At 50.9% G+C, this 2,917-nt stretch carries 5 protein-coding genes; all 5 read left to right on the top strand.

The features are described 5' to 3' along the window. Positions 1 to 102: 102 nt before the first annotated feature. The 5 genes from AC1WIP_RS13975 to AC1WIP_RS13955 all read left to right on the top strand — a co-directional run bounded on the left by AC1WIP_RS13975 (position 103) and on the right by AC1WIP_RS13955 (position 2,803). Positions 103 to 495: a flavodoxin gene (locus tag AC1WIP_RS13975; protein ID WP_481142398.1), complete on the top strand. Its 393-nt coding sequence runs from the start codon at positions 103 to 105 to the stop codon at positions 493 to 495. Positions 496 to 655: 160 nt separating this feature from the next. Then, on the top strand, positions 656 to 1,318 hold the full coding sequence (locus AC1WIP_RS13970) for a DUF4314 domain-containing protein (protein WP_481142397.1): 663 nt from the start codon (positions 656 to 658) through the stop codon (positions 1,316 to 1,318). Between the two features lie 12 nt (positions 1,319 to 1,330). Further along, positions 1,331 to 1,471, top strand: a complete 141-nt coding sequence (locus tag AC1WIP_RS13965; protein ID WP_171898497.1) for a hypothetical protein — start codon at positions 1,331 to 1,333, stop codon at positions 1,469 to 1,471. After that, positions 1,461 to 2,162 (top strand): hypothetical protein, encoded by a 702-nt coding sequence (locus AC1WIP_RS13960; protein WP_481142396.1) that lies wholly within the window; start codon positions 1,461 to 1,463, stop codon positions 2,160 to 2,162. The genes AC1WIP_RS13965 and AC1WIP_RS13960 overlap by 11 nt, the downstream gene beginning before the upstream one ends. 14 nt (positions 2,163 to 2,176) lie before the next feature. Then, positions 2,177 to 2,803, top strand: coding sequence for a hypothetical protein (locus tag AC1WIP_RS13955; RefSeq protein WP_481142395.1), 627 nt, complete (start codon positions 2,177 to 2,179; stop codon positions 2,801 to 2,803). Positions 2,804 to 2,917: the final 114 nt, after the last annotated feature.

Genomic DNA, 2,917 nt, shown 5'->3' with positions numbered 1-2,917 from the left:
GGTTTCGGGACCGGCACGCGGGCGCACAGGCGTTTGCCCATGCGGAAGATGTCATGGGCTGGCTGTTTGGAGAACATGAACCGAATGTGAAAGGAGAAAACCATGAAAACGATGAAGAAGGCGCTTGCCATGATGATGACCCTGATGCTGGCGCTCGGCGGCGCGTCCGCGCTGGCGGAAAGCGTCCCCACGCAGGCGCCGGCGGCCGGCGACAAGGTGCTGGTGGTCTATTTCTCGGCCACGGGCAACACCGAGACGGCGGCAAACTACATCGCCGCGGCGACGGGCGCGGACGTGCTGAAGCTGGAACCCGTGCAGCCCTATACCGACGAGGACCTGAACTGGACCAACGAGAGCAGCCGCGTCAGCCGCGAATATGCGGACGAGAGCCTCCGCCAGGTGGAGCTGACCATTTCCACGCCGGAGAACTGGGACGAGTACGGCACGGTCTATATCGGCTATCCTAAAATGGAGCAGGGTTATATCTGTGTATAGCGGTGTATTGCGTGGAGGAAGGAGGGCGAATAGGTACAGGAAACACAACAGAAAGAAAAAGTGTGTATAGAGTAAGGTAGGAACGACCATGAGAGTGGTCGCTTTTTTTATGGGAAAAATCCCCCTATCCTACAAGCTATAAGGAAAGGAGGTCATATCCATGAACACCAAGATCTGCTATCTATATCGGGATGCAGGTAACTATAAGGTTCATAATGAGTGCGTTATCCAGGGGGAATTATCCAAGGAGCAAATCCAAAGCATTCTTGATTGCTGTGACATGGGGGAATATTTTATCCCAAGACAGGTCGGGATGCCGGAAAGGAGATTCGATGAGTATGATACCGAGGTCGATCATTGCTGGTTTGAAATCAGCGAAGATGGGTTTGAGCGCACAAATCAGCCTGCGAATATTCCTTTAACGCCCAGACAGCTTGTGGAGAACTTTGCCCTTCGTAAAGATAATTGGGATGACACGGAGTGTATGGATTCAGAAAATAGTGATTTAGGAATGGAGATGAATGCGATGAATGAATGGGAACGCCTGCACCAGCAGGCCAAACGGTACCAGGCAGAGTATCCTCCCGGTACCCGGATCATGTTACTGAGCATGGGCAGAGATCCGAATCCTGTCGAGGATCAGACAAGAGGTACTGTCAAAGTAGTGGATGATATCGGAACACTTCACTGCTCGTTTGACAATGGAAGATCTCTCGGCGTTGTACCTGGCGAGGACTCGTTCCGCAAGCTGACAGAGGAAGAACTGGCAGAGGAACAGGAATCCGGCATGACTGAGGATCAAGGCCCCGTCATGGGAATGTAGGAGGTAAATCATTTGGAAATTGAAATTGAGATTCCGGAGGCGCTGGTGGAGCCGCTTTTGATCCAGGCTGCCATTGAGGAAGTGCCTGTAGAGGAAATTGTAACAAGGGCGATTCAGAAATTCATGGAAAGAGGTGAACACAGTGGCTGCTGACGGGAAGAAAGGCATTACGGTCAAAGTCGATGCGGCTTTGCATGCCGAGATTACACAGTATCTGCAAGACCACGGGATGACGATGACGGAGTTTGTCACGATGGCTTTGCAGGATGAGCTGCACCCTAAAATCAATGAAAAGGAAGGGAAAAACATGGAGGAAATGAGGACACTGGCGTTTCAAGTGCCGGATAGTTTTTTTCAGCGCGTCAAAGACTATCTGCACCGCCATAACATGACACAGAAAGATTTTGTCATTGGTCTGATTGAGCAGGAACTGGATCGGGATCTGGCTGAGAGTCAGGAAACCGGCGAGGCCCAGGATGACTTCGAGGATACGGAGGAACTGGAGGATACTGAGCAGTTGGACGCTGATCAGGAGTTAATGGAAGATACGGAAACTGCTTCTTCTGCGGAGGAAATGGATGAAGCGGAACCGTCTATCTCCGATCAGGAAGAACCGGAGACATCTGAGGAAGGCCCTGATGCCGAAGAACTGGATGATGAGATGTCTCCACTAGAGGAAACCGGCGAGCCAGAGGATCAGGACGATGAAGATATGTTAGTGGATGCCCTGGAGGATGAGGGTGAGGAAGAAACCGAAGAAGCCCTGGAGGACGAATACGAGGATGAAAACATGGATGAGGATGAATCGGAAGATGAACATGTAGGTTTCGCCATGGGAATGTGAGGTGAATACAGCCTATGACAATCTATCAGGCAGAATTGCTCCGCCGCCTCCCTCAATTAGAGTGTACCGGATATTATGGCTATCAGGATGGTCTGCTCCACATTTTTCACGGAGATGCTCCATTCTGTCGTCAGACCACCGAGGGCTTTTTGCGGTTTTATGAGGATCAGTTTGAAGCACTGAGCCAGATGGAACTCTATGATCAGATCCAGCAAGAGGCCAGAGCTATCCGTGAGTATGTGGGCCTCTATGAAGCAGCCCCGCAGATGGATGCGGATGGCGTCCATGATTACCGGAAACTGGCTGAGTATGGGAATATCGTCCTGGCCGGAACCTACAGTGAAAACCATGGTTTCATGTTTGCCACATGGGATCAGGATAAAGAGCGCGGCTATGTATCCAGCGGCGATTATTCTCCCAATTATGCATATGCAAAAGAATCTTTCGTCCGGCGTTCGGGGCTGATCCAGGAACAACGCCTGTTCCAGCCGGAAGAAGCAGAAAATCTCTATCGCTGTGTGGACTACGCCAGAAATCACTGCGGCTCTCTCAACTTTGAACAGTCGAAAGCACTGGATGAGCTGGCGGAAAAGCTGTCGTTTGGCTATCCGGAGATTGAGAAAAATCCCCCCTACCTTTGAACCGGAGGATGGCCCACAACTGAATCTGTAACTGAAGTGGCACCCTTGCTTTGTTGATGAAGCGAGGGCTTTTTTTATGAAAGGAACCATGAATGATGTATTTTACCGAAACCG

This window comes from Acetatifactor sp., assembly GCF_982438285.1.
This window is presented reverse-complemented; position numbering and strand designations above follow the sequence as displayed.

Excerpts from the sequence above, each read along its gene's own strand:
- AC1WIP_RS13975 (WP_481142398.1), top strand. The coding sequence starts at position 103 with ATGAAAACGATGAAGAAGGCGCTTGCCATGATGATGACCCTGATGCTG.
- AC1WIP_RS13970 (WP_481142397.1), top strand. The coding sequence starts at position 656 with ATGAACACCAAGATCTGCTATCTATATCGGGATGCAGGTAACTATAAG.
- AC1WIP_RS13955 (WP_481142395.1), top strand. The coding sequence starts at position 2,177 with ATGACAATCTATCAGGCAGAATTGCTCCGCCGCCTCCCTCAATTAGAG.